24 protein-coding genes are annotated in these 26,506 nt (G+C 62.6%); 20 read left to right on the top strand and 4 right to left on the bottom strand.

What is annotated here, in order from left to right; all coding sequences use genetic code 11:
* Nucleotides 1-8: 8 nt before the first annotated feature.
* The 3 genes from LK440_RS11760 to ompA form a co-directional block, all read right to left on the bottom strand.
* Complete coding sequence (locus LK440_RS11760; protein WP_005012423.1) at nt 9-683, bottom strand: HAD-IA family hydrolase; 675 nt, start codon at nt 681-683, stop codon at nt 9-11.
* On the bottom strand, nt 680-1,405 hold the full coding sequence (gene ubiG, locus LK440_RS11755) for a bifunctional 2-polyprenyl-6-hydroxyphenol methylase/3-demethylubiquinol 3-O-methyltransferase UbiG (RefSeq protein ID WP_005018981.1): 726 nt from the start codon (nt 1,403-1,405) through the stop codon (nt 680-682). Before ubiG ends, LK440_RS11760 begins: the two co-directional genes overlap by 4 nt.
* A gap of 73 nt (nt 1,406-1,478) precedes the next feature.
* A complete protein-coding gene (ompA, locus tag LK440_RS11750; protein WP_005012425.1) occupies nt 1,479-2,060 on the bottom strand; it encodes an outer membrane protein OmpA in 582 nt (193 codons plus the stop codon).
* Nucleotides 2,061-2,473: 413 nt separating this feature from the next.
* On the opposite strand from ompA, the gene gyrA reads away from it, so the two are divergent.
* The 15 genes from gyrA (at nt 2,474) to cysM (ending at nt 18,760) form a co-directional block, all read left to right on the top strand.
* Entirely contained in the window at nt 2,474-5,113 is a 2,640-nt protein-coding gene (gene gyrA, locus LK440_RS11745) for a DNA gyrase subunit A (protein WP_005012426.1), read from the top strand.
* A 7-nt stretch (nt 5,114-5,120) separates the two neighbouring features.
* Nucleotides 5,121-6,251, top strand: a complete 1,131-nt coding sequence (gene serC, locus LK440_RS11740; protein ID WP_005012427.1) for a 3-phosphoserine/phosphohydroxythreonine transaminase — start codon at nt 5,121-5,123, stop codon at nt 6,249-6,251.
* A complete protein-coding gene (pheA, locus tag LK440_RS11735; protein ID WP_005012428.1) occupies nt 6,244-7,329 on the top strand; it encodes a prephenate dehydratase in 1,086 nt (361 codons plus the stop codon). The genes serC and pheA overlap by 8 nt, the downstream gene beginning before the upstream one ends.
* A gap of 20 nt (nt 7,330-7,349) precedes the next feature.
* Nucleotides 7,350-8,471, top strand: coding sequence for a histidinol-phosphate transaminase (gene hisC / locus LK440_RS11730; protein ID WP_025341355.1), 1,122 nt, complete (start codon nt 7,350-7,352; stop codon nt 8,469-8,471).
* The gene (locus tag LK440_RS11725; RefSeq protein ID WP_005012430.1) at nt 8,468-9,364 is read left to right on the top strand and encodes a prephenate dehydrogenase; all 897 of its coding nucleotides are present in this window, start codon (nt 8,468-8,470) and stop codon (nt 9,362-9,364) included. Before hisC ends, LK440_RS11725 begins: the two co-directional genes overlap by 4 nt.
* The gene (gene aroA / locus LK440_RS11720) at nt 9,364-10,683 is read left to right on the top strand and encodes a 3-phosphoshikimate 1-carboxyvinyltransferase (RefSeq protein ID WP_005012431.1); all 1,320 of its coding nucleotides are present in this window, start codon (nt 9,364-9,366) and stop codon (nt 10,681-10,683) included. Before LK440_RS11725 ends, aroA begins: the two co-directional genes overlap by 1 nt.
* 17 nt (nt 10,684-10,700) lie before the next feature.
* Nucleotides 10,701-11,378, top strand: a complete 678-nt coding sequence (gene cmk / locus LK440_RS11715; protein WP_005012435.1) for a (d)CMP kinase — start codon at nt 10,701-10,703, stop codon at nt 11,376-11,378.
* A gap of 200 nt (nt 11,379-11,578) precedes the next feature.
* A complete protein-coding gene (gene rpsA / locus LK440_RS11710) occupies nt 11,579-13,291 on the top strand; it encodes a 30S ribosomal protein S1 (RefSeq protein WP_005012437.1) in 1,713 nt (570 codons plus the stop codon).
* A gap of 3 nt (nt 13,292-13,294) precedes the next feature.
* Nucleotides 13,295-13,654, top strand: coding sequence for an integration host factor subunit beta (locus LK440_RS11705; RefSeq protein ID WP_005012438.1), 360 nt, complete (start codon nt 13,295-13,297; stop codon nt 13,652-13,654).
* A gap of 165 nt (nt 13,655-13,819) precedes the next feature.
* Nucleotides 13,820-14,134 (top strand): LapA family protein, encoded by a 315-nt coding sequence (locus tag LK440_RS11700; protein WP_005012440.1) that lies wholly within the window; start codon nt 13,820-13,822, stop codon nt 14,132-14,134.
* Between the two features lie 33 nt (nt 14,135-14,167).
* Entirely contained in the window at nt 14,168-15,397 is a 1,230-nt protein-coding gene (gene lapB / locus LK440_RS11695) for a lipopolysaccharide assembly protein LapB (protein ID WP_005012446.1), read from the top strand.
* Nucleotides 15,394-16,335: a D-glycero-beta-D-manno-heptose-7-phosphate kinase gene (rfaE1, locus tag LK440_RS11690; protein WP_005012447.1), complete on the top strand. Its 942-nt coding sequence runs from the start codon at nt 15,394-15,396 to the stop codon at nt 16,333-16,335. Before lapB ends, rfaE1 begins: the two co-directional genes overlap by 4 nt.
* A complete protein-coding gene (gene rfaD, locus LK440_RS11685; RefSeq protein ID WP_005012448.1) occupies nt 16,332-17,321 on the top strand; it encodes an ADP-glyceromanno-heptose 6-epimerase in 990 nt (329 codons plus the stop codon). The genes rfaE1 and rfaD overlap by 4 nt, the downstream gene beginning before the upstream one ends.
* 115 nt (nt 17,322-17,436) lie before the next feature.
* Nucleotides 17,437-17,787 carry a ComEA family DNA-binding protein gene (locus tag LK440_RS11680; RefSeq protein ID WP_227944730.1) on the top strand — a complete coding sequence of 117 codons (351 nt, stop codon included), beginning with the start codon at nt 17,437-17,439 and terminating at the stop codon, nt 17,785-17,787.
* Between the two features lie 61 nt (nt 17,788-17,848).
* Entirely contained in the window at nt 17,849-18,760 is a 912-nt protein-coding gene (gene cysM, locus LK440_RS11675; RefSeq protein ID WP_005012450.1) for a cysteine synthase CysM, read from the top strand.
* 65 nt (nt 18,761-18,825) lie between these two features.
* Here cysM and mltB read toward each other — a convergent pair whose 3' ends face one another.
* Complete coding sequence (mltB, locus tag LK440_RS11670; RefSeq protein ID WP_005012455.1) at nt 18,826-19,965, bottom strand: lytic murein transglycosylase B; 1,140 nt, start codon at nt 19,963-19,965, stop codon at nt 18,826-18,828.
* 10 nt (nt 19,966-19,975) lie between these two features.
* On the opposite strand from mltB, the gene LK440_RS11665 reads away from it, so the two are divergent.
* The 5 genes from LK440_RS11665 (at nt 19,976) to LK440_RS11645 (ending at nt 26,458) form a co-directional block, all read left to right on the top strand.
* On the top strand, nt 19,976-20,899 hold the full coding sequence (locus LK440_RS11665) for a histone deacetylase family protein (RefSeq protein ID WP_005018987.1): 924 nt from the start codon (nt 19,976-19,978) through the stop codon (nt 20,897-20,899).
* 69 nt (nt 20,900-20,968) lie between these two features.
* Nucleotides 20,969-21,718, top strand: coding sequence for an electron transfer flavoprotein subunit beta/FixA family protein (locus LK440_RS11660; protein WP_005012458.1), 750 nt, complete (start codon nt 20,969-20,971; stop codon nt 21,716-21,718).
* Between the two features lie 2 nt (nt 21,719-21,720).
* On the top strand, nt 21,721-22,650 hold the full coding sequence (locus LK440_RS11655; RefSeq protein ID WP_005012460.1) for an electron transfer flavoprotein subunit alpha/FixB family protein: 930 nt from the start codon (nt 21,721-21,723) through the stop codon (nt 22,648-22,650).
* A gap of 222 nt (nt 22,651-22,872) precedes the next feature.
* Entirely contained in the window at nt 22,873-24,570 is a 1,698-nt protein-coding gene (gene aspT / locus LK440_RS11650; RefSeq protein WP_005012461.1) for an aspartate-alanine antiporter, read from the top strand.
* Between the two features lie 61 nt (nt 24,571-24,631).
* Nucleotides 24,632-26,458, top strand: coding sequence for an acyl-CoA dehydrogenase (locus LK440_RS11645; RefSeq protein WP_005012463.1), 1,827 nt, complete (start codon nt 24,632-24,634; stop codon nt 26,456-26,458).
* Nucleotides 26,459-26,506: the final 48 nt, after the last annotated feature.

Here is a 26,506-nt window from a genome sequence, read left to right as displayed (position 1 = left end):
AATGGAGGTCAGGCCGGGTCACGCGGCAGCAGCGGACGTATGGCATCCCAGAGGGCAAACGGCGAGTCCACGCGTGCCTCAGCCTGCCACAGGGCGATGTCTTCGGCCGCATCGACGTAGCCATAGGCAGCGGCGATAGCGGGCATGCCGGCCGCGTGAGCCGACTGGATATCACGCAGGTCGTCGCCAACGTAAACGCAGCGATGGGTGGGGAAGCCCGCCTGCTCGGCGGCATGCAGCAGGGGCAGCGGATGAGGTTTGGCGTGGGCGGTGGTATCGCCGCAGACCAGCACTGCGCTGTCACGCATCAAGCCCAGATGCTCGACGATGGGCAAGGTGAGGTGGGTGACCTTGTTGGTGACGATGCCCCAGGCCAGTCCCTGTGCCCGGATGTGGCCCAACAGATCGGCAATACCCGGAAAGAGGCGGCTCTGCTCAGTGGACCCTTCGGTGTAGTCAGCGATGAATTGCAGGCGCGTGGCTTCATAGTCATCGTCGCCGGGCTTGAGGTCGAGCGCTACACGCAGCAGACCGCGTGCGCCTTGCGAGGCGACGGGCCGCAGTACGTCGTAGGGCAGGGGCTGCAGGCCGCGGCGGGTGCGCTGACGGTTGGCCGCAGCAGCAAGATCCGGGGCGGTGTCAGCCAGGGTGCCATCGAAATCAAACAGTATCAGCGCGCTCATTTGCGGGTTGCCATCAGATAGTTGACCGACGTGTCGGCCGACAGGGAGTAGATCTGGGTGATTGGGTTGTATTCCATGCCGCGCATGCCCGAAGGGGTCAGGCCCGCTTGGCGCGCGGAGGTAGCCAACTCGCTGGGCTTGATGAAGTGCTCGTAGCTGTGGGTGCCACGTGGCAACAGCCGTAGCAGGTACTCGGCGCCGACGATGGCAAACAAAAAGGATTTGGGATTGCGATTGAGTGTGGAGAAAAACACCCAGCCGCCGGGTTTGACCAGCGCCGCGCAGGCGCGCACGACCGAGGCGGGATCGGGCACGTGCTCGAGCATTTCCATGCAGGTGACCACGTCGTACTGGGCGGGCTGCTCGGTGGCGAGCTCTTCGACAGGCACCGCGCGGTATTGCACCTTTACACCCGACTCGAGTCCATGCAGGCGTGCGATCTTGAGGGATTTTTCCGCCAGATCGATGCCGGTGACGTCGGCCCCAGCCTGAGCCATGGCTTCGGAGAGGATGCCGCCGCCGCAGCCGACATCCAGCACCCGGCGGCCGCTCAGGCTGCCGGCCGTAGCCTGTATCCACTCCAGCCGCAGCGGGTTGATGGCGTGCAGTGGCTTGAACTCGCTTTCCGGATCCCACCAGCGGGCGGCCAGGGCACTGAATTTGTCCAGTTCAGCCTGGTCGACGTTGATGTTGGGTCGGGAAGAGTGGGCAGCTGTGGTCATGGGCGCGGATAAGGGGCGAAAAAAAGGGCCTCGCAATGCGAGGCCCTCATTGTAGCGGCTAGCGCTGCAATGATTACTTGCGACGGCTGCCGACGATCTCGATTTCCACGCGGCGATTGCGAGCGCGGCCTTCGGCGGTCTTGTTGGTCGCGATGGGCTGAGCTTCGCCCTTGCCTTCCGTGTAGATACGGTTCGGATCGATGCCCTTGCTGACCAGGTAAGCCTTGACCGAAGCAGCGCGGCGGTCGGAGAGCTTCAGGTTGTAGGCTTCGGTACCGATCGAGTCGGTGTGGCCGACGGCGATGATGGTTTCCAGGTCGATCGCCTTGGCTTGCTGGGCGACTTGGTCCAACAGTTGGCGGCCTTCCGGCTTGAGCACGGACTTGTCGAAGTCGAAGAACGTGTCAGCATTGAACACGACCTTAGCGGCCATCGGGGCGGGCTTTTCCTTCTGAGCGACCGGGACACCGTCGCAACCGGGGATGCCGGTAGCCGGGGTCCAGAACGCATCGCGCCAGCACAGTTCGTTCGTGCCGTTTTTCCAAACGTTGCCGAACGGATTGCGCCAGTTGTCAACCGTCTGAGCCGAGGCTACACCAGAGGCCGTGACAGCGGCGAAGGCAAGCGCCAGAGCGAATTTGGAGGGTTTGTTCATGTTTCTCCTCGTTGAGCTTGAAGCTGGATAAGTGACTCGCAGCGAACCCCCGCCGCATATCAGGAAAACGGGGCCAGTATAGCAACGCTCCGAACAGGTTCAAAGGGCCACCACTGGGTCTCCTGCGTGCTGGAAACAATCTTAAGGCATTTGGGGGCCTTTGGCTCCCTTTAAGCCGACCCACAGGCTCTGGATAGGAGCATTTGGGCACCCGATGCAGAATTCGTGTTGGTTTTTGACAACAGGATCTGGGTCCGGACGTGTGCCGCGGGCAAACTGGTCGGCAGGCGCGCTTGGCCTGTCCAAGCGCGGGTCAGTTGCAATCGAATGATAGAATTTTCTGTTTACCCGGCCCGGGTTCCTCGTTTACCCGGCCCGGGTTCCTCCTTACACACGATTCTGTCGCTATATATATGGATTCCTTTGCCAAGGAGACGCTTCCGGTATCGCTGGAAGAAGAGATGCGCCGCAGTTACCTCGATTACGCGATGAGCGTAATCGTCGGGCGGGCGCTTCCGGATGTGCGAGACGGCTTGAAGCCCGTGCACCGGCGCGTGCTGTACGCGATGCACGAGTTGAACAACGACTGGAATCGCGCCTACAAGAAGTCCGCCCGTATCGTGGGCGATGTCATCGGTAAGTATCACCCCCACGGCGATCAGTCCGTCTACGACACCATCGTTCGCATGGCGCAGGATTTTTCCATGCGCTATATGCTGGTCGACGGGCAGGGCAACTTCGGCTCGATCGACGGCGATAACGCCGCGGCGATGCGCTATACCGAAATCCGCCTGGCCAAGATCGCGCACGAGCTGCTTGCCGATATCGACCAGGAAACCGTCGATTTCGGGCCCAACTATGACGGCAGCGAGCAGGAACCCTTGCTGTTGCCGTCGCGCCTGCCCAATCTGCTGGTCAATGGCAGCTCCGGCATTGCCGTGGGCATGGCAACCAACATCCCGCCGCATAATCTGGGCGAAGTGGTCGAGGGCTGCCTGTACTGCCTGCGCAACCCCGAGTGCACCATCGACGAGTTGCTCGAGATCATCCCGGCTCCGGATTTCCCCACGGGCGGCATCATCTACGGGATGTCTGGTGTGCGCGAAGGCTATCGCACCGGCCGCGGCCGCGTCATCATGCGTGCCAAGACGCACTTCGAGGACATGGAAAAGGGCAACCGTCAGGCCATCGTGGTCGACGCGATTCCCTACCAGGTCAACAAGAAGACGCTGCAAGAGCGCATTGCCGAGCTGGTCAACGACAAAAAAATCGAGGGTATCTCGGATATCCGCGACGAGTCGGACAAAGATGGCATGCGTTTGGTCATCGAGCTCAAGCGCGGTGAAGTGCCCGAGGTTGTGCTCAATAATCTGTACAAGAACACGCAGCTGCAGGATACCTTCGGGATGAACCTGGTGGCGCTGGTCGATGGCCAGCCGCGCCTGCTCAATCTCAAGCAGCTGATCGACTACTTCCTGCAGCACCGCCGTGAAGTCGTCACGCGTCGTACGGTGTTCCAGTTGCGCAAGGCCCGCGAGCGCGGGCACGTACTGGAAGGCCTGGCGGTGGCGCTGGCCAATATCGATGACTTCATTGCCATCATCAAGGCCGCGCCCACCCCGCCGGTGGCGCGCCAGGAACTGATGGCGCGGGCCTGGGATTCTTCGCTGGTGCGCGAAATGCTCGCCCGAGCCGACGGCGGCGAGGTTGCCGGCGGACGGCATGCCTTCCGCCCGGACGATCTGCCCGAGGGCTTCGGCCTGCAGGGTGATGGGCAATATCGCCTGTCGGAGACGCAAGCGCAGGAAATCCTGAACATGCGTCTGCAGCGCCTGACCGGGCTTGAGCAGGACAAGATCATCGGCGAGTACAAAGAGGTGATGGACACCATCGCCGATCTGCTCGACATCCTGGCCCGTCCCGAACGTATCACCACCATCATCGGCGACGAGTTGCAGGCGATCAAGGCGGAGTTCTCCACGGCGGCGAAGGACAGCCGCCGCTCCGAGATCGAGTTCAACGCCACCGAGCTGGATACTGAAGACCTGATCACCCCGATGGACATGGTGGTGACCATGTCGCACGGTGGCTATATCAAGAGCCAGCCGCTGTCTGAGTACCGGTCGCAAAAACGCGGCGGCCGAGGCAAGCAGGCAACGCAGATGAAGGAAAACGACTGGGTCGATCAGCTCTTCATCGCCAACACGCACGACTATCTGCTGTGCTTCTCTAACCGTGGCCGCGTGTATTGGCTCAAGGTCTGGGAAGTGCCGCAAGGCACGCGCAATTCGCGCGGCAAACCCATCGTCAATATGTTCCCGCTGGCCGACGGCGAGAAGATCACCGTGGTGCTGCCGGTCAAGGAATTCAGCGAAGATCACTATGTCTTCATGGCGACCTCTCGTGGCACGGTCAAGAAGACGGCATTGTCGGATTTCTCCAATCCGCGCAAGGCCGGCATCATTGCCGTTGATCTGGATGACGGCGACTACCTGATCGGTGCAGACGTGACCGATGGCAAGCATGATGTCATGCTGTTCTCGGATGCCGGCAAGGCCGTGCGCTTCGATGAAAACGATGTCCGGCCCATGGGTCGCGCCGCGCGTGGCGTGCGCGGCATGATGCTCGAAGACAGCCAGACCGTGATTGCGTTGCTGGTGGCCGGCGACGAAAGCCAGAGCGTGCTGACCGCCACGGAAAACGGCTATGGCAAGCGTACGTCGATCGCCGAGTACACCCGGCATGGGCGCGGCACCAAGGGCATGATCGCCATCCAGACCAGTTCGCGCAATGGCAAGGTCGTTGGCGCCGTGCTGGTCAATCCGAGCGACGAAATCATGCTGATCACCACGGGCGGTGTGCTGGTGCGCACCCGCGTGAGCGAAATCCGTGAAATGGGCCGAGCCACGCAGGGCGTGACGCTGATCAGCGTCGATGACGGCAGCTCGCTGTCGGGCGTGCGTCGCGTGGTGGAAAGCGATGCCGACGATGACGAGTCCGCAGAGGACGACGGCGAAGGCCAGATCGATTCGACTGAAGAACCTACGGAGTAAGCAAGAGATGGCGCGCCCCTGGAATTTCTCGGCCGGACCGTCGGTCCTGCCCGAGGTCGTGTTGCAGCAGGCTGCAGCCGAAATGCTGGATTGGCATGGCAGCGGCATGTCGGTGATGGAGATGAGTCACCGCGGCCGCCAGTTCGTGCAGATCTGCGACGAGGCCGAAACCGATCTGCGCGAACTCATGAATCTGCCGGCTGACTATGCGGTCATGTTCATGCAGGGTGGCGGGTTGGGCGAAAACGCCATCGTTCCCATGAACCTCATCGGCCGGCGCGGCGTGCCGGCAGCCGACTTCGTGGTGACGGGCCATTGGTCCACGCGCTCCCACAAGGAAGCCGGCCGCTACGGCGATGCCCGTATCGCCGCCAGTAGTGCGCAAGCTGCCGACATCGATGGCCGCGCGCAGCGCCCGTTCACCTGGGTGCCTCCGGTTCAGAACTGGCAGGTTCGTCCCGAGGCCGCCTATCTGCATCTGTGCAGCAACGAAACCATTGGCGGGGTCGAATTCATCGATTGGCCGGATCTGGCCGAACTCGGCGCGCCGGACGTGCCGCTGGTGGTCGATGCTTCCTCGCATTTTTTGTCGCGTCCGCTTGACGTCACGCGTACCGGCCTGATGTTCGCCGGCGCCCAGAAAAATGCCGGCCCGGCCGGTGTGACCGTGGTCATTGCCCGCCGCGATCTGTTGGGCAAGGCACTGCCTATCTGCCCGTCGGCCTTTGACTATGCCAACGTGGCGGCCGAGCATTCGCGCTACAACACACCGCCCACCTTCGCGATCTACGTCGCGGGGCTGGTGTACAAGTGGGTGAAAGCGCAAGGCGGCGTCGAGGGCCTGGAGACGGCCAACAAAGCCAAGGCTGACTTGCTCTACGGCTATCTGGACGCTAGTGATTTCTATCACAACCCTGTCGAACCCTCGGTGCGTTCGCGCATGAATGTGCCTTTCGTGCTGCGTGACGACTCGCTCAACGACGCTTTCTTGCAAGGTGCCGAGGCCGCCGGCCTGCTTGCGCTCAAGGGACACAAGAGCGTTGGCGGCATGCGTGCCTCCATCTACAACGCCATGCCGCTGTCGGGTGTGCAGGCCTTGGTCGACTACCTGACGGAATTCGAGCGCCGCTATGGATGACGCATTGCAGGCCAAGTTGCGGCCGCTGCGCGATCGCATCGACGCCATCGACAGCCAGATTCTCGACCTGTTGTGCCAGCGTGCCCGTACGGCCCAGGAAGTGGGCGAGGTCAAGCATGCGGCCCATGCCGATGGCCCCGTCCTGCGTCCTGAGCGTGAGGCTGAAGTCATTCGAGGCTTGCAACAGCGCAATGCCGGCCCCTTTCCGAGCGCTGCAGTGGCCTCTGTGTGGACGGAGATCATGTCCGCCTGTCGCGGTCTCGAGCGCGGCATGACGGTCGCCTATCTCGGGCCGCAGGGGTCGTTTTCGGAGCAGGCCGCGCTCGAGCAGTTTGGGCACTCCGTGACCCAGATGCCTTGTGCGTCCTTTGACGAAGTTTTTCGTGCCGTCGAGTCTGCAGAGGCGGACGTGGGGATCGTGCCGGTCGAGAACTCGACAGAGGGTGCCGTCAACCGCAATCTCGACCTGCTGTTGCACACGCCCCTGAAAATCATGGGCGAGCGCTCGCTGCTCATCCGCCATTGCTTGATGACGCAATCGGGCGCCATGGATGGCGTGACCACGATTTCCGCGCATCCTCAGGCCCTGGCCCAATGCCAGGGCTGGCTCAACCGGCATTATCCGGATCTCAAGCGCGTCGCCGCGGCCAGCAACTCGGAAGCCGCGCGCGTGGCCGCGACCGACCCGACGGTTGCCGCCATCGCCGGTGAAGTCGCCGCTCCAGCCTGGAACCTTGCCGTCGTGGCCGCGGGCATTCAGGACGACGCGCAGAATCGCACGCGCTTCGTTGCCATTGGCCGCATCGAACCATTGCCTAGCGGGCGAGATAAGACCAGCCTCATTCTTGCCGTGCCCAATCGCGCCGGCGCTGTCTACGACATGCTGGCCCCCTTGGCTGTCAATGGTGTGTCGATGACGCGCTTTGAGTCGCGGCCGGCCCGTACGGGGCAGTGGGAGTACTACTTCTATCTCGATTGCCTCGGCCATCAAAAAGACACCAATGTGGTCCAGGCTTTCGCCGCACTGGCGCAGCAGGCTGCGTTTTTCAAAATTCTTGGCTCCTATCCGGCGCAGTAAAAACCGGTCCCGCTGTCATCATGACTTCTGTCAATAGAACGCTTCTCGCCCCCGCTCACGTGGGCGCCATCGCGCCGTATCAGGCTGGCAAGCCCATCGAAGAACTCGCCCGCGAGTTCGGCCTGGATCCGGCAGGCATCGTCAAACTGGCCTCCAATGAGAATCCGCTGGGCATGCCGGAGTCGGCTCGTCAGGCCATGCTCGCTGCGGCCACCGCGCTGGCCCGCTATCCAGATCCCAATGGTTTCGATCTGAAGGCCGCTCTGGCGGCGCGGTATGGCGTGCCGGCCAACTGGATCACGCTGGGCAATGGCTCCAACGACATCCTGGAGATCGTCGCGCTGGCCTTGCTCGAACCCGGCGTGTCGGCTGTCTATGCCCAGCATTCGTTTGCGGTCTATCGCCTGGCCACGCAGGCCCGCGGCGCGCGTCACCTCGTGGTGCCGGCCAAGGATTACGGTCATGACCTGGATGCCATGTTCGCGGCGATCGATGGCGATACGCGTGTGGTTTTCATTGCCAACCCCAACAATCCAACCGGCACGTTTGCTCCGGGGGCGGCCATCGAGCGTTTTCTGGGGCAGGTGGCTCAGGCTCACGGCGAGCGTGTGACGGTGGTGCTCGACGAGGCCTACAACGAGTATCTAGATCCCGAGCACCGCTTCGATAGCGTTGCCCTGGTGCGCCGCTTCCCCAATCTCGTTGTCTCGCGGACATTCTCCAAGGCCTATGGACTGGCGGGGTTGCGCGTGGGTTTTGCCGTGGCGCAGCCTGCGCTGACAGATCTGCTCAATCGCGTGCGCCAGCCGTTTAATGTCAACACGCTGGCGCAGGCTGCCGCGGTGGCCGCGCTGGCCGACACGGCCTACCTCGAGCGCGCCTACGAAGCCAACCGGGCGGGCAAGGCCCAGCTGGTCAAGGCGTTCGACGTCCTCAAGCTGCGGCATGTACCCAGCTATGGCAACTTTGTGCTGGTCCACGTGGGCGACGCTGCGCGCATCAACCTCGAGTTGCTCAAGCGTGGGGTTATCGTGCGCCCGGTCGGCGGCGATGGCCTGCCTGAGTGGTTGCGCGTGTCCATCGGCCTGCCTGCCGAGAACGAACGCTTTATCGCTGCGCTTACCGAGATCCTGGCGGTATGAGCGCAGAGCAAGCCCCGCAGGCGAGCCCCGCCATCGCGGTGCTGGCCGTGGTGGGTGTGGGCTTGATCGGCGGCTCGTTTGCCGCAGCGTTGCGCCAGGCTGGCCAGCTTGGCCGCGTCCTGGGCGTGGGCCGCAATCCAGAGTCGCTGGCGCAAGCCTTGGCGCTGGGACTCATCGATGAAGCCGTCAGTCCCGAGGAGGCCGCCGCGCGGGCCGATCTCATTCTGCTGGCGACACCCGTGGGCAGCGCGGGTTCCATGCTGGCGCGTATGCGCGAGCATCTCGGGCCGCAGTGCCTGATTACCGATGGTGGCAGCACCAAGGTCGAAGTCGTCGCGGCTGCGCGAGCAGCCTTGGGCGAGCGTATCTCGGCGTTTGTGCCAGGCCATCCCATTGCGGGCGCCGAGCGCACCGGTCCGGAGGCAGCCGATGCCCGTTTGTACGAAGGACGCAACGTCATCCTGACGCCGTTGGCCGAGAATGCGGCCGCTGCCGTGGCCCGCGTGCGCACCGCCTGGCAGGCTTGCGGGGCGCATGTGTTGGAAATGACGCCGCACGAGCACGATAGCGTGCTGGCCTCGGTCAGCCACATGCCGCATTTTCTGGCCGCAGCCTATATGGCGCAGGTCTGTGAGGCAAGCGATGCTGCCACACGCCTGGATCTGGCCGGTTCTGGATTTCGGGATTTCACCCGCATCGCCGCTGGCTCGCCCGAAATGTGGCGCGATATATTCCTGTCCAACCGTTCAGCCATGTTGACGGAGCTCGGGGCGCTGCGCGCGGTACTGGACCGAACCGAAGCCGCCTTGGCGGCCGGCGATGGTGCGAGCTTGCAGCAGTGGCTGCAGGACGCCGCCACCGCCCGGCGCGCCTGGCGCAAGGAGTCTGCCTAATGAGTGCTCTGGCCTATCTGGATCTGCCTGCTGCGCGCCACGCCCGGGGCGTGGTGGCCTTGCCAGGGTCCAAAAGTATTTCCAACCGCGTGCTGCTGATCGCCGCCTTGGCCGAAGGACGCACCGAGATTTCCGGCCTGCTGGACTCCGACGATACCCGCGTGATGCTGGCTGCTCTGCGGCAACTGGGTGTGGCGGTGGTCGATCTTGGCCCGGGGCACGTGGCTGTCGAAGGCCTCAGCCGGTTTCCCGTCGAGCAGGCCGAGATTTTTCTTGGCAATGCCGGAACGGCCTTTCGTCCTTTGACCGCGGCACTGGCCCTCATGGGGGGCGATTACCGCCTCTCGGGCGTGCCGCGCATGCATGAGCGGCCCATCGGTGACCTCGTCGACGCGTTGCGCGGCTGGGGTGCCCGCATTGATTATCTCGGTCAGGAAGGCTATCCACCGCTGCACCTGGGCCGCGGCCACGCGCAGGCCGATACGGTGCGTGTGCAGGGGTCGGTGTCGAGCCAGTTCCTGACCGCGTTGTTGATGGCCGCGCCTATCGAGGCTGGCTCCAGCGGGCGCACCATCACCATCGAGGTGATCGGAGAACTGATCTCCAAGCCCTATATCGAGATCACACTCAACCTCATGGCCCGTTATGGCGTGACGGTGCGGCGCGATGGCTGGCGTGCCTTCACGATCGAAGGCGGCGCGCGTTACCGCAGCCCGGGCCGCATCGCGGTCGAGGGCGATGCCTCCACCGCCTCGTACTTTTTGGCGCTGGGCGTGTTGGGGGGAGGGCCGGTGCGCGTGACGGGCGTCGGTGAAAACAGCATTCAGGGCGACGTGGCGTTTGCCGACACGTTGGCGGCCATGGGTGGGACCATCACCTGGGGGGCGGACTGGATCGAAGCCAGCGGCCGGGCGGTGGCCGACGGAGGGCGGATCAAGGCTTTTGACGCCGATTTCAACCTGATACCCGATGCGGCTATGACCGCTGCGGCCATGGCCCTGTTTGCCGATGGCCCCTGCCGCCTGCGCAACATCGGCAGCTGGAGAGTCAAAGAAACCGACCGCATTCACGCCATGCAGACGGAGCTAGCCAAACTGGGCGCGACGGTCGAATATGGCCCCGATTGGCTGACGATTGCTCCGCCAGCCGATGGCCAGTGGCGCGACGCCCAGATCGGCACCTGGGATGATCACCGCATGGCCATGTGTTTCTCGCTGGCGGCCTTTGGGCCGGCGGTCGTGCGCATCCTGGACCCGGGCTGTGTGAGCAAGACCTTCCCCAATTATTTCGACGTTTATGCAAGCCTGATCAGCGCTTGAGGCCAACGGGACATCGCATGCTTTCCGACTCTGCCGGCCGGGTGCCGGTTATCACCATTGACGGCCCGACGGCATCGGGCAAGGGCACTATTGCCCATCGGGTTGCCAAGACGCTCGGTTTTGCCGTGCTCGACAGCGGGGCGCTCTACCGTCTGACGGCTCTGGCGGCGCTGCGCGCCGACGTGGCGCCGCAGGACGAATCGGCCGTGGCGGACGTGGCCAAGGCCTTAGACGTGCGTTTTGACGGCCCCCATGTCTGCCTTGAGGGCGCGGATGTCGGTCATGAAATCCGCCAGGAGTCCGTCGGTAATTACGCCTCGCGCGTAGCGGCCTATCCGGCTGTACGCCAGGCGCTGCTCGAGCGGCAGCGAGCATTTCGCCGCCTGCCAGGGCTGGTGGCCGATGGTCGCGATATGGGCACCATCGTGTTTCCTGATGCGTCTCTCAAGATATTCCTGATCGCCGATGTCGAGGCTCGGGCGCAGAGACGCTATAAGCAGTTGATCGATAAGGGAATTTCTGCTAATCTAGTTGACCTTCTGCGAGATATGCGCGAGCGGGATCTGCGCGATACGCAACGGACTGTAGCGCCATTGGCGCCGGCAGACGATGCCCGGGTGTTGGATTCGTCGGCGCTCACCATCGAACAGACGGTACAGGCCGTGCTTGAGTACTGGCGCGGCAGCCAGGCTTAGTTGTAGCGGCCTTGAGCTTGTTTTTGTAGTACGCGGCGTTTTTCGGGACGCCGCTTCTTGGCCCTGACGGCCATGTGTACGTTCCCACGGGGCACCCCGCAAGAGCGGCGCAACCGGCAGGTCTTTTGACTCCACTGCGGCGGGCAAGCCGTTGCGGTGTGTATCAACGGCCAATTTTGGCTTAATGGACTATTAACCTAATGTCTTCCGTTTCCACTCCCGCCTTCGGCGGCGAAAGCTTTGCCGACCTGTTTGCCGAGAGCCTCAAGAGCCAGGACATGAAGTCCGGCGAGGTCATCAGCGCTGAAGTCGTTCGCGTCGATCACAATTTCGTGGTCGTGAACGCCGGCCTGAAGTCCGAGGCGCTGATCCCCCTGGAAGAGTTCTTGAACGACCTGGGCGAGCTCGAAGTACAACCCGGCGATTTCGTCTCCGTGGCGATCGATTCGCTGGAAAACGGCTACGGCGACACCATTCTGTCGCGTGACCGCGCCAAGCGCCTGTCGGCCTGGCTGCAACTCGAAAAGGCCCTGGAAAATGGCGAGCTGGTCACCGGCACCATCACGGGCAAGGTCAAGGGCGGCCTGACCGTCATGACCAACGGCATCCGCGCCTTCCTGCCGGGTTCGCTGGTTGATCTGCGTCCGGTCAAGGACACCACCCCCTACGAGGGCAAGACCCTCGAGTTCAAGGTCATCAAGCTCGATCGCAAGCGCAACAACGTTGTGCTGTCGCGCCGCCAGGTGCTGGAAGCCAGCATGGGCGAAGAGCGCCAGAAGCTGCTCGAGACGCTGCACGAAGGTGCCGTGGTCAAGGGCGTGGTTAAGAACATCACCGATTACGGCGCGTTCGTGGACCTGGGCGGTATCGACGGCCTGCTGCATATCACCGACATGGCATGGCGCCGTGTGCGTCACCCCTCCGAAGTCCTGCAAGTGGGTCAGGAAGTCGAAGCCAAGGTCCTCAAGTTCGACCAGGAAAAGAGCCGCGTGTCGCTGGGCGTCAAGCAACTGGGCGAAGATCCGTGGGTGGGCCTGGCTCGCCGCTACCCGCAAGGCACCCGTCTGTTCGGTAAGGTGACCAACCTGACCGACTACGGCGCCTTCGTTGAAGTCGAAGCCGGCATCGAAGGTCTGGTGCACGTCTCCGAAATGGACTGGACCAACAAGAACGTCGATCCGCGCAAGGTTGTCACCCTGGGCGAAGAAGTCGAAGTCATGGTCCTGGAGATCGACGAAGACCGTCGCCGTATCTCGCTGGGCATGAAGCAGTGCCGTCAGAACCCGTGGGAAGAGTTCGCCACGAACTTCAAGCGCGGCGACAAGGTTCGCGGCGCCATCAAGTCGATCACCGACTTCGGCGTGTTCGTGGGTCTGCCTGGCGGTATCGATGGCCTGGTTCACCTGTCCGACCTGTCGTGGACGGAAACCGGTGAAGAAGCGGTTCGCAACTTCAAGAAGGGCGACGAGCTCGAAGCCGTGGTTCTGGGTATCGACACCGAGAAGGAACGCATCTCGCTGGGCATCAAGCAGCTGGAAGGCGATCCTTTCAACAACTTCGTTGCCACGTACGACAAGGGTGCTGTGGTCCCCGGCACGATCAAGTCGGTCGAGCCCAAGGGTGCTGTCGTGACCCTGTCGGTCGACGTCGAAGGCTACCTGCGTGCTTCCGAGATCTCCTCGGGCCGCGTTGAAGATGCCACGACGGTTCTGACCGCCGGCGCCAACATCGAAGCCATGATCATCAACATCGATCGCAAGGCGCGTTCGGTCCAGTTGTCGGTCAAGGCTCGCGATAGCGCAGAGACCGCTGAAACTATCCAGCGCATGTCCGACGCCAGCGCATCTTCGGGTACGACCAACCTGGGCGCGCTGCTCAAGGCCAAGCTGGACCAACAGCGCAACGACGGTTGACGTGTGACCAAGTCGGAGCTGATCGCCGCTCTGGCGGCCCGCTATCCCCAGCTGGCCGCCCGCGACACCGATTACGCGGTCAAGACCGTGCTTGATGCGATGACCCAGGCCCTGGCCTCGGGGCAGCGCATCGAGATTCGCGGTTTCGGCAGTTTTTCGCTGTCGCAGCGGTCTCCGCGCGTGGGGCGCAATCCCAAGTCGGGTGAGCAGGTGCTGGTGCCTGGTAAACAGGTGCCTCACTTCAAGGCCGGCAAGGAGTTGCGAGAGCGTGTGGATCTGACTGGTAACGAACCGGGTGGCGATTCCTCGCATGAATCGTCCGACCCTCTGCAGTCCGTGATGGATATGCATGCAATGCATTGACGTCACTACGCGGTCGTCGCGACGCAAAGCCCCTTGATGTATTTCAAGGGGCTTTGTTTTTGGCTGCCTGCCATGGGGTGATCCCGACAAAAGCCTGCCGTTGGCTACTGATTCGGTCTGGCTTGCGCTTACAATTGATTGTCTTAAATATCTGGAGCATGCGCCATGCGCTACCTTGTCTGGGCCCTGCGATTGCTCGTGTTCATCGCCGTTTTGATGTTCGCGCTGAAGAATACCGATCCGGTGGCCGTCAAGTTCTATGCGGATTACGTGGTGCAGGATGTCCCGCTGATCGTGGTGATGCTGGTGACGTTCGTGCTTGGCGCGGTGTTTGGTCTGTTGCTGACGGTGCCGGCATCGATGCGCCGTCGTCGCGAAGCGCAGCGCCTGCGCCGTGAGCTCGAGCGCCTGCAGGCTGCCACGCTTGGCCAGCAACCTGCCGTCGCGCCCGAAGCGGTCGCGCCGATGTCGCCGCTCTAATGCGGCTGTGATTGCATTGCTAGAGTCTGAAACGTGGACTTTGAACCCTGGTGGCTGATTTTCGTGCCCGTGCTGTTTGCACTGGGCTGGTTGGCAGCGCGTTTTGATTTCAGGCAGATGTTGCGCGAGACGCGCACCTTGCCGGATTCATATTTTCGCGGCCTGAATTTTTTGCTCAACGAGCAACCCGATCGAGCCATTGATGCCTTCGTCGAGGTCGCCAAGCTGGACCCTGAGACGACGGAGCTGCATTTTGCCCTGGGGAGCCTGTTTCGCCGGCGTGGCGAGATGGAGCGGGCCATCCGGGTACACCAGAGCCTGTTGAGCCGCTCCGATCTGCCGCAGGCCGAGCGTGAGCATGCGCAGCACGAGCTGGCGCAGGATTTTCTCAAGGCGGGAATGCTGGATCGCGCCGAGGCCGCCTTTGAACAGCTCAAGGCCACTGACACGCGCTATGCCTTGCCGGCTTTGCGCTCGCTGATCCGCATCTATGAATCCGAACACGATTGGCCACGAGCCATCGAGGCGGTCAAAACCTTGCACGGCCTGGTCGACGAGCCCGTGCCGCAACTCGTCCATTACTACTGCGAGCAGGCCCAGGGAGCGCTGTCGGCCAAACCCGCCGACATCGAAGCTGCACTGACGGCTCTGGACGCAGCCGATCACGCCGTCGAAGTCGCGGGTCGCGGTGAGAGCCTGAGCCACGGCTCCAAGGTGCGCACGTCCTTGTTGCGCGCGCGGCTGGCCGGGCTGGAAAACGACAGCAAGCGTGAACGCCTGTATCTGGAAAGCATACTCGCCGATGCGCCGGAGTATGCCGGCCTTGTGGCCGAGCAGTTGCTGGCCAATTACCGGCAGGCCGGTGAGGCGGTGCAGGGCTTGGAGCATTTGCGCGCGCAGTACGAGCGCCACGCGTCGCTGGATCTGTTCAACGTGGTCTTCCGCGAGTTACGGGCACAGCAAGGCAGTGATATGGCTTGGGCCTTTGCGCGCGCCGCGTTGCGCCATCATCCTTCGCTGTTGGGCCTGGACCGCCTGCTGGAAGCCGAGCTGAGTGCGCAGCCTGCCGGCGAAGCGCAAAGCAGCCCCGTGCCCGGTGCGGACCTGAGCTTGTTGCGTACCCTGATCCACAAACATACGCAGCGCCTCGATCGCTACGCCTGCCGCAATTGCGGATTTCAGGCGCGCCGCTTCTACTGGCAGTGTCCGGGTTGTAACGCCTGGGAAACCTACACCCCGCGTCGTTTGGAAGAACTTGAATGATGTCTTTTCCCGCCCAGGCTCTTGCCCGAGCCCGCGTGCTCGTTGTTGGCGATGTCATGCTGGACCGTTATTGGTTCGGTGAGGTCGAACGCATTTCCCCCGAAGCTCCGGTACCTGTGGTGCGGGTGGCGCGGCGCGAGGATCGGCTCGGCGGCGCGGCCAACGTGGCGCGCAATATCGCGGCGCTGGGTGCGCATGCCACGCTGATCGGTGTGGTGGGGGCCGATGAGGCAGGCGGGCGCATCGCGGCGCTGGCCTCTGAGGCTGGCGTGCGAACCGATCTGATAGCTGACCCGCAGGGGCACACTACGCTCAAGATGCGCGTGCTGGGTCGCCAGCAACAGTTGCTGCGCGTCGATTTCGAAGAGTCACCCGTTGGGGCTACGCTTGACGGGCTAGACCAGGCTCTGGCGCGTGAGCTGTCGGCGTGCGATGTCCTGGTGCTGTCGGATTACGCCAAAGGCGCGCTGGCGCGGGTGCAAGCCATGATCGTGGCTGCACGCGCCCGCAACATTCCGGTGCTGGTCGACCCCAAGGGGGATGACTACACACTTTATCGTGGCGCCACTCTGGTCACACCGAATCGCTCCGAAATGCAGCAGGCCGTGGGTCGCTGGGCAAGCGAGTCGCAACTGACCGAGCGTGCGCAGGCGTTGCGCACGGAACTGGATCTGGAAGCGTTGCTGGTGACGCGTTCGGAGCAGGGAATGACGCTGTTTACCCAGAACGGACGCGAGCACGTCGACGCTCAGGCGCACGAAGTATTCGATGTCTCCGGTGCCGGCGATACCGTGCTGGCGACGCTGGCGGTCATGCGCGCCGCAGGCCTGTCGTGGGTGGATGCAATGCGCTGGGCCAACCGCGCCGGCGGCATCGTCGTCGGCAAGCTGGGCACATCGATCGTGACCGGCACTGAACTCGCAGGAGAAGCAATATGATCATTGTCACTGGCGCAGCCGGTTTCATCGGCAGCAACCTGGTGCGGGGTCTGAACCGCCGCGGCATCCAGGACATCATCGCCGTCGATGATCTGACGCAAGGCGATAAATTCCTCAATCTGGTCGACTGCAAGATTGCCGACTATATGCATCACGAGGACGTGCGCGAGCTGCTGCGTGCCGGCAAGCTGCCGCGTCTGCGCGCGGTATTGCATCAGGGGGCTTGCTCGGATACCACCGAGCGCAACGGCCGCTACATGATGGACAACAATTACCGCGTCACGCTGGAGTGGTTTGAGTACTGCCAGGCGCAGCGCGTGCCCCTGTTGTATGCCTCATCGGCGGCCGTGTATGGCGCTTCGACAGTGTACGTGGAAGACCCGGCCAACGAGGGGCCGTTGAATGTCTACGGCTACTCCAAGCTGTTGTTCGATCAGGTCTTGCGCACGCGGATGGACAAACTGACGGCGCAGGTCGTTGGTCTGCGTTATTTCAACGTCTATGGTCCGCACGAACAGCACAAGGGCCGTATGGCCTCGGTGGTTTTCCACAACATGAATCAGTTCCTCTCCGAAGGGCATGTGCGCCTGTTCGCCGGCTGGAATGGCTATCCCGATGGCGGGCAGAGCCGCGACTTCATCTCGGTGCAGGACGTGGTGGATGTCAATCTGCACTTTCTGGAGCATCCGCAGATTTCGGGCATTTTCAATTGCGGCACTGGACGCGCTCAGCCCTTTAACGACGTGGCTGCCGCCGTGGTGAACAGCCTGCGTGCCGAGAACGGCGAGCAGGCGCTGCCGCTGGAGGAGCTGGTGAGCGAGGGACTGATCCGCTATATCCCGTTTCCGGATGACCTTAAGGGACGCTATCAGAGCTTCACTCAGGCCAACGTGGATAACCTGCGTGCGGCTGGGTTTACGGCGCCCATGCGCGATGTGCAGACTGGCGTGAGCGAGTACGTGCGCTATTGGCGTGCGCGCAAATAAGCCGCGCGGAGTTCTACGCTAGGCCAAAAACGGCAAACTGACGGGCTGCGCGAGGGCCCGTCAGCGCATTCTGGAAGCCCTGGCGGCGATGGCCGTCTTTTTTCAGGAGTCTTTCATGCGTTTCCGTTCCCTTTGCCTGCCGGGCCGACTCGTGGCCGCCGCGTTGCTTCTGGGTCCTGCGGCGCCTGCCTCGGCGCTGGATCTGAATAGCGCCACGGCGGCGCAACTGCGTGAACTCAAAGGCCTTGGGCCACGCAGTGCCGAACTCATCGTCCATGAGCGGGACCGAGCAGGCCCGTACCGATCGCTCGAAGATTTAAGCGACCGGGTGCGCGGTATCGGCGCGCGCAAAGCCGCCAGCCTGGCCGAGGCCGGCCTGACGGTGGGAAAACCGTCGGCGGGCCAACCCGCGGGGGCCAAGCCCGCCACGTCCGCTAAAGCGCCAGCCCCAGCCCGTCGTCCCTGATTCCCTGCCAGGATCGCGGGTTTGGCCGCCAAGCGGCTCGCCGGGCGGTTATGATCGACGCATGAACGCCATCACTTACCCCACCGTCGAGCAAACTGTCGGCAACACGCCGTTGGTGCGCTTGCAACGCATTCCTGCCGAGCTCGGTCAGGCCCGCGGCAACGTCATTCTCGCCAAGCTAGAGGGCAATAATCCTGCCGGCTCGGTGAAAGACCGGCCCGCTTTGTCGATGATTCTGCGCGCTGAAGAGCGGGGCGAGATTGCCCCCGGCGACACGCTGATCGAAGCCACCAGCGGCAATACCGGCATCGCCTTGGCCATGACCGCTGCGATGCGCGGCTATCGCATGATTCTCATCATGCCGGACAATCTGTCGGTGGAGCGCCGCGCGGCCATGACGGCCTATGGCGCTGAACTCATCCTGACACCCGCCGCCAAAGGCGGTATGGAGTACGCCCGCGATCTGGCCACCGCGATGCAGGCCGAAGGCAAAGGCAAGGTGCTGGACCAGTTCGCCAATCCGGATAATCCGCGCGCTCATATCGAAGGGACCGGTCCGGAAATCTGGACCCAGACCCAGGGCCAGGTGACGCATTTCGTCAGCGCCATGGGCACCACCGGCACGATCATGGGGGTGTCCACCTATCTGAAGTCGCGCAACCCGGCCGTGCAAGTGGTGGGCGCGCAGCCGGCAGAGGGGTCGCAGATCCCGGGTATCCGCAAGTGGCCTGAGGCCTATCTGCCACAGATTTTCGATCGTTCCCTGGTCGACGCTTACGAGTCGATCGGCCAGACCGAGGCCGAAACCATGGCGCGGCGCCTGGCTGCCGAGGAAGGCATCTTCGGAGGCATTTCGTCAGCAGGAGCGCTGGTCGCCGCCTTGCGTGTGGCAGCGCGGGTCGAAAACGCCACCATCGTCTTCATCGTCTGTGACCGGGGGGATCGTTACTTGTCCACGGGCGTATTCAACTGAGCGCGTCTTAAACGTCAGCGATAGCGAAAACGGTGAACCCTTCAGGTTCACCGTTTTTTTCGGGTTTAGCGGTGCCCCATGCGCAACTGCAGCTCGGCGGCCAGGTCGGCCACCGCCGTGGCATAGAAGTAACTGCGGTTGTATTGGGTAATGACAAAGAAATTGGCTGTGGCGGTACGGTACTGCGCCGTGCCGCGCGCCTCTTCGGCCAGATCCACCACACCCAGCGGGCTGGACTGCCAATTGCTGGCGGCCGCCCCCGGTGCGACCCTGGCGCCGGCCTGTTGCAGACCGGCCCAGTCCAGCTTGGGTGTCAGCCCGCCGTCGACCAGGGACGATGGGTTGGCGGGCAGGACCACTGGCGCGAAGACGGGCAGGCCGCGTTGCCAGCCATGTTGTTGCAGAAAACTGCCGACCGACATCACCGCATCAGGCACGCTGCTAGCCAGATCGATATGCCCGTCGCCATCACCGTCGACGGCATAATGGGCAATGCTGGTGGGCATGAACTGGGGCATGCCGATGGCGCCCGCGAATGAGCCCTGGGTATCGGGTGCGAGCTTGCCTTGCAGGGTAAGGGTGATGAAATCGGCCAACTGCTTGCGGAACATCTCTACGCGTTCGGGCTTGACGGGCTCCGGATAGTCGAAAGCCAGGGTGGCCAGCGCGTCGATGACACGGAAGTTGCCCATGTTGCGCCCGTACAGGGTTTCGACTCCGATGATGGACACAATGATCGACGCCGGTACGCCGTACTGCTGAGCGGCGCGTTCGATGACGGCGCGATGCTCGTTCCAGAATTCAACACCCCAGGCAATGCGTTTGGGCTCGACAAAGCGCGAGCGATAGGTGTTCCAGCTGCGCCAGACTTTGCGGCCGGGCACGGAAGGAGCGATCAGGCGCGTGACGGTGCTGCTGTAGCGAGTATCGGCGAGCATGGCCAGGATCGAATCCAGCGGCAGCGATCGTTCGTCAGCGAGCGATTCGGCGAAGCGACGCACTTCTGGACGCATTTTGCCGCCGGGGGTGAGCGTGGCGGAAGGCTCTGCCGCGGGCGTAGTCGCGCCGATACGGATGGCCTGGGGTTTACCCTCGGTTGCGGCCGAGGAAGGGGCGGATGCGCCGGGTTGGGAGGAGGGGGAGGCACAGCCTCCGAGCAGGACAGCCGCAAAGCCGATTTGCAGGAAACGCCGGGTGATGAACATAATCTTCCCTATGGAGACCATGTATCTTACCCACCCGTCGTGCAAGCTGCATGAAATGGGCAGTTGGCACCCCGAGAGTCCGCAGAGGCTGGATGCCATATCCGATCAACTGCTGGCCAGCGGCCTGATGCCGTATCTGGGCGAAAAACAGGCGCCTGCAGCCACGCGCGAGGACATCTTGCGCGTGCATAGCGCCTACCACCTGGACCGTCTGCGCGGCTTGTCGCCCGAGCACGGCTATGTGGAGATCGACCCAGACACTCTGATGAACCCCCACACCCTGGAAGCCGCCTACCACGCGGCCGGGGCAGGAATTGCGGCAGTCGATGCCGTGATGGCGGGAGAAGCCACCACGGCCTTCTGCGCGGTGCGCCCTCCCGGGCATCACGCCGAGCACAGCCGCGCCCTCGGTTTTTGTTTTTTCAACAATGTGGCTATTGCGGCGCAACATGCCATGCATCGGCATGGCCTGACGCGCATCGCCATCGTCGATTTCGACGTGCACCATGGCAATGGCACCGAGGAGGCCTTTGCCGGCGACGAGCGGGTGTTGATGTGTAGTTTTTTCCAGCATCCTTTTTTCCCCAACAGAGGATTCGACCACCCTGCGGACAATATGTTGAATGTCCCCGTTCAGGCGTATTCGACCGGCATGGCTGTGCGCGATATCGTGCGCCAGCAGTGGTTGCCGCGCCTGCAGGCACATGCACCACAACTATTATTGATTTCGGCGGGATTCGATGCGCATCGGGAGGACGATATGGCGCAGATGGGTCTGGTCGAGGCCGATTACGCCTGGATTACGGACCAATTGGTGGCAGTGGCCGATCAGCACGCTCAGGGGCGGATTGTCAGTACGCTCGAGGGGGGTTACAACCTGTCCGCCTTGGGCCGCAGTGTGGTTGCTCACATCAGGTCGCTGTCGAAGTTGTAGAATCTAGAAAAAATTGTGCAATGCAATCCCCGGCAATCCGCCGGGTAATTATTGTCTAGAGGCTGCTGGATGAAGGTATTGGTACCCGTCAAGCGCGTCGTTGACTACAACGTCAAAGTACGCGTCAAGTCCGATCAAACCGGGGTGGACATCGCCAACGTGAAGATGTCGATGAATCCCTTTGACGAGATCGCCGTCGAAGAAGCAACGCGCCTTAAGGAGAAGGGCAGCGTGGCTGAGGTCATCGCCGTGTCTTGCGGTGCGGCTCAGTGCCAGGAAACATTGCGTACCGCCATGGCCATTGGCGCGGATCGCGGCGTGCTGGTGCAGACCGATGCCGAACTCCAGCCGTTGGCCGTGGCCAAGATGCTCAAGGCCCTCGTTGACAAGGAAGCTCCGCAACTGGTGATCCTGGGCAAGCAGGCCATTGACGATGACGCCAACCAGACCGGCCAGATGCTGGCTGCACTGCTGGATTGGCCCCAGGCCACGTTCGCCAGCAAGGTGGAACTGGGCGAGGGCAAGGTCACGGTCACGCGTGAAGTCGACGGCGGGTTGGAGACGCTGACGCTGAAGCTGCCGGCCATCGTGACGACCGATCTGCGCTTGAACGAGCCGCGCTACGTCACCCTGCCAAACATCATGAAGGCCAAGAAAAAGCCTCTGGATACGGTCACGCCGCAGGATCTGGGCGTGGACCCGGCCCCGCGTCTGAAGACCCTGAAGGTCACCGAACCGGCCGCCCGCAAGGCGGGTATCAAGGTGGCCGATGTGGCCGCGCTGGTGGACAAACTCAAGAATGAAGCGAAGGTGATCTAACAATGACGACGCTTGTTATTGCCGAACACGACAATGCCCAACTCAAGGGCGCAACGTTGAACACGATCGCTGCAGCCGCCAAACTGGGTGGTGATGTGCACGTGCTGGTGGCGGGCAGCAACGCCCGCGCGGTGGCCGAGCAGGCTGCTGCGGCCGCTGGCGTGAGCAAAGTGCTGCTGGCTGATGCGCCGCAACTGGCCGACGGCCTGGCCGAAAACCTGGTTGCTCAGGTGCTGGCCGTGGCGTCCGCCTATAGCCACATTCTGTTCCCCGCGACAGCCTCGGGCAAGAACGTCGCGCCTCGCGTGGCTGCCAAGCTGGACGTGGCACAGATCTCCGACATCATCGGTGTCGAATCTGCCGATACCTTCCAGCGCCCCATCTACGCCGGTAACGCCATTGCTACCGTGCAGTCCGGCGATGCCGTCAAAGTGATCACCGTGCGTACCACGGGCTTTGACGCCGTAGCCGCCAGCGGTGGTTCGGCAGCTATCGAAGACGCCGCTGCCGTGGCCGATTCGGGTCTGTCGAGCTTTGTCGGCCGTGAAGTCGCCAAGAGCGATCGGCCTGAACTGGCCGGTGCGCGCGTGGTGGTCTCGGGTGGCCGCGGTCTGGGCAGCGCCGAGAATTTCAAGATTCTCGACCCTCTGGCCGATAAGCTGGGCGCGGCCCTGGGTGCATCGCGTGCGGCGGTCGATGCCGGGTATGCCCCCAACGATTGGCAGGTCGGTCAGACTGGCAAGATCGTGGCACCGCAGCTTTACGTGGCGGTGGGTATTTCCGGTGCTATTCAGCATCTGGCCGGCATGAAGGACTCCAAGGTCATCGTAGCGATCAACAAAGATCCTGAGGCTCCCATTTTCGGCGTGGCCGACTATGGTCTGGTCGGCGATCTGTTCCAGATCGTCCCGGAACTGGCTGGCGCGCTGTAATACTCGTTCCAGGCATGTCAAAAAGTCGCGGCCCATGTGCCGCGACTTTTTTTGCGCGGCGCCCGGCGCATAGAGTGGCGCTTTGGTTTTCGCGTCAATTCTGATAATGTCCTTGGCGCACGGCAGGTCGGAAACACCGCGATGGAGATTCGTGATGGGAAGTACGAGCTCGGCAAGTGAGTTGGCACGTCAATGGGCAAATGAGCGAGCGGGGGCGTGCAGATGACATGCTCCGTCGGCTTTTTCCAGTCCGTGCCCATCGCCATTATCTTCATTGCGGTGGGTCTGGGTCATTTCATCGGCAAGCTCCGGCTAGGGCCGGTCGCGCTGGGCGGCGTATGCGGCACCTTGATCGTCGCGATGATCTTGGGCCAGACAGGCTGCAAGGTCGAAGGCCCCGTGCGTGAGATTGCCTTCGTGCTCTTCATCTTTGCCATGGGCTATTCGGGTGGCCCGGGCTTTTTCGCCAATCTCAACCGCTCCAGCCTGCGTTTCATGGTGCTGCCTTTCATCGAGGTGGTGCTGGTACTGTTGATTTCTCTGCTGGCAGCGAGCTTTTTCGGTTTCGATGCGGGCACCACGGCGGGTCTGGCCGCGGGTTCGGCGACCGAGTCGGCCGTTGTGGGCACCGCGTCCGAAGCGCTGCGTCATCTGGGCTTGACGGCTGAGCAAGTGCAGGTTCAGGAAGCCAACATCGCGACGGCTTACACGCTGACCTATCTGGTAGGCACGATCAGCATCGTGTTGTTCACCAGTCAGGTGGCTCCGCTGTTGCTGCGCATCAATCTGTGGCAGGCGTGCAAGGATCTGGAAGCCAAGCTGGGCGGTGTGCCGGATGAAGAAGACAGCAGTATGCCGGCCTTGCCGCGCCTTGTGGGCCGGGCGCACATCGTGCGCGAGGCCGCCGGGAAAACCGTGCTGGAGATAGAGCAGGCCTTGGCTGGCCGTACGGTGGTCACCAGCCTGCTGCGTGACGGCGAATCGCTGACGCCGACTCCGGAAGAGGTCTTGCAGGCCGGCGATATCGTGGTGATTGTCGGGCTGCGCTTTTATGCCTTGCGCGGCGATGACGTGATCGGCCCCGAAATCCAGGTGCCGGCCGCGCATGCCGATGCGCTCAATCTGCAGGAGCGCCAGGTCGTCATCAGCAGCAAGCATGTCAACGGCCGCACGCTCTCTCATCTCGCCAAGACGCCAAAGGCGCGCGCGGCGCGAGGGGTGTTTCTGCAAGGCATAGAACGCAGTGGCCACAGTATTCCGATGACCCCGTCGACGGTGGTGATGTATGGCGACGTGGTCAGGCTGGTGGGCACCGATCCCAATCTTAGCGATGCCGTCAAGCATCTGGGCAATGAGCTTCGGCGTGATGGAACAACCGATATTGTCTTCATGTGCGGGGGGATTCTGCTCGGGTTGGGTATCGGCAGTCTGATGGTTACCGTGGCAGGTCTGCCACTGTCGCTCGGTAGTGGGGGCGGTGCGCTGGTCAGCGGCCTGATCTGCGGTTGGATTTCTGCCAAACGGCCTGCGTTGGGCCATATCCCGCCTGCCGCATTGAGTCTGCTCAAGGAATTGGGTCTGGGGATTTTTATTGCTTGCGTTGGCTTGTCGGCAGGGCCGGAGGCGATTACCCTTTTGAAACAGCATGGCCTGGTTCTGCCCGTGATCGGGTTGGCCGTCTCGCTCGGACCGGCCTGCGCATCGCTGTGGATCGGCCATAAATTCCTCAAAATCGAGGGGCCGCTTCTGTTAGGGGCGATTGCTGGTCAGCACGTCAGTACGCCCACGCTGAGCGCCGTGATGGTCCAGGCGGGCAGCTCGGTGCCCATTCTGGGTTACACCGTGACCTATGCCATTGCCAACGTGCTGCTTCCCGTGCTGGGGCCACTCATCGTGGCGCTGGCCTATCGTCTGGGTTGACGGCCTCAGGCTGAAAGACGGGCGGCGCGAGCCGCCCGCTTGTTTATAGAACGGAGACAATATGAGCTACACCACGCCACTGCGCGACATCCGCTTTGCCATGAAGGAGCTGGCGGGGCTTGACGAGATTCTCAAATTGCCGGGTTTCGAGGAGGCCGAGCCCGATCTGGTCGATGCCATTCTCGACGAGAATGCGCGCTTTGTGCAGGAGGTCGTGGCGCCCTTGAATGTCATTGGCGACCGTCAGCCGCCGGTCTGGAAAGACGGTGCGGTGACCGCCACGCCGGGGTTTGCCAAGGCATTTGCCGAGTATTCGACCGGAGGGTGGCAAGGCCTGCAGCACCCGGTGCAATGGGGCGGCCAGGGTCTGCCGCAGTTGGTGGCCGCGCCTGCCGGCGAAAACATCCAGGCAGCCAGTTTGGCGTTTGCCCTGTGTCCCATGCTGACCGACGGCGTGATCGAGGCCTTGCTCACCGTGGGGTCGGAAGAGCAGCGGCGTGCCTATATTCCCAACCTGATCGGCGGTCGCTGGACGGGCACGATGAACCTGACCGAACCGCAAGCCGGTTCAGACCTGGCTCTCGTGTCGACACGCGCGGTACCGCAGGACGATGGCAGCTACCGTGTCTCGGGCCAGAAGATTTTCATCACCTTCGGCGAGCATGACTTAGCCGAGAACATCATCCATCTGGTGCTGGCCCGTCTGCCGGACGCGCCGGCAGGCGTCAAAGGCATTTCGCTATTCATCGTCCCCAAGTTCCTGGTCAACGAAGATGGTTCGTTGGGCAAGCGCAATGATGTCTGGTGCGCATCGTTGGAGCACAAGTTGGGCATCCATGGCAGCCCGACGGCGGTGTTGCTTTATGGGGCTGGCAAGGGTGAGGTCGGAGAGGGCGCGGTCGGCTATCTGGTGGGCGAAGCCAATCGCGGGCTGGAGTATATGTTCATCATGATGAACGCCTCTCGCTATTCCGTCGGGCAACAGGGGATCGCCCTGGCTGAACGTGCCTATCAGCATGCTCAGGAGTACGCCCGCGAACGCGTGCAGGGTCGGGCCATCGAGGGTTCGGCCGGGCCAGTGACGATTTCCCACCATCCGGATGTCCAGCGCATGTTGTTGACCATGCGCTCGCTGACCGAGGCGGCCCGCGCCGTTTCTTACGTGGCAGCAGCGGCTCATGACAAGGCCAACCACCATCCGGACGCGGAGGTGCGTGCGCGCAACCGAGCGTTCTACGAATATCTGGTGCCCATCGTTAAAGGCTTCTCGACCGAGTCTGCGGTCGAGGTGGCTTCGCTGGGTGTCCAGGTGCATGGCGGTATGGGGTTCATCGAGGAAACGGGTGCAGCCCAGTATTACCGCGATGCCCGAATTCTGCCTATTTACGAGGGCACCACGGCGATCCAGGCCAATGATCTGGTCGGACGCAAGACGCTACGCGATGGCGGCGCGGCAGCCCACGCCTCGATGGCTGCGATGCGAGATACGCTCAAAGCGCTCCAGGCTGAAACCACCCGTGCCGATGCCGAAAGTCGTGAAGGACTTTGCCTGTTGCGGGATCATTTTGATCAGGCCATCCAGGCTTATGAGGCGGCGGTCGAGTATGTTCTGCTACACGCCGTCGACCATGTGCGTGCCGTGTTTTCGGGCAGTGTGCCGTATTTGATGCTGGCAGGTGTGGTCCACGGTGGCTGGCAGATGGCGCGTGCGGCGCTGGTGTGCAACCGTCGGCTGGCCGAAGGCAGCGATGATGGCTTTTATCGGCAGAAACTGGGTTCAGCGCTGTTTTACGGGGCTCATATCCTGCCGCGTGCGCTTTCATTGTCGGCGGCGGTGCGAGCCGGGCAGGTGGCAGATACGGCCGCTGATTGGGCCGCAGTGGCCTGACGCTTCCCGTTGCAATACAACATAAGGTTATATGGTTTGCTTATTTCC

The sequence above is a fragment of the Bordetella holmesii genome (assembly GCF_020735985.1).
Lineage (GTDB): Bacteria > Pseudomonadota > Gammaproteobacteria > Burkholderiales > Burkholderiaceae_B > Bordetella > Bordetella holmesii.
The sequence above is the reverse complement of the archived record's forward strand: the minus strand, read 5'-3'. Positions and strand labels throughout refer to the sequence as shown.